Raw genomic sequence first — 404 nt, forward strand, 5'->3', positions numbered from 1 at the left:
GTAATCGCAGATCAGAATGCTGCGGTGAATGCGTTCCCGGGTCTTGTACACACCGCCCGTCACACCACGGAAGTTGGGGGCGCCCGAAGCCACTTAGCTAACCCTTTTGGGAAGCGAGTGTCGAAGGTGAAATCAATAACTGGGGTGAAGTCGTAACAAGGTAGCCGTATCGGAAGGTGCGGCTGGATCACCTCCTTTCTAGGGAGAATTAACCTACTGTTTAATTTTGAGGGTTCTTTGAACACTCAATTAGTACTTATTTAGTAAGTGCTTTAGTACTTTGAAAACTGCATAACATTTAGTGATATGACATTATATAAAGAAGAAGATAAACTTCTTAAAAAATATATCATATAAAGAAGATAACTTTTAAAAATATCAAACTTTGAGCAATGGGATTTGTC

The 404-nt window shown here is 40.3% G+C and carries 1 rRNA gene; it reads left to right on the forward strand.

From position 1 onward, the window contains the following. A 16S ribosomal RNA gene (locus K0040_RS20355) occupies positions 1–198 on the forward strand; the annotation flags it as partial. Positions 199–404: the final 206 nt, after the last annotated feature.

The sequence above is a fragment of the Terrisporobacter petrolearius genome, assembly GCF_020748185.1.
Classification (GTDB): domain Bacteria; phylum Bacillota; class Clostridia; order Peptostreptococcales; family Peptostreptococcaceae; genus Terrisporobacter; species Terrisporobacter petrolearius.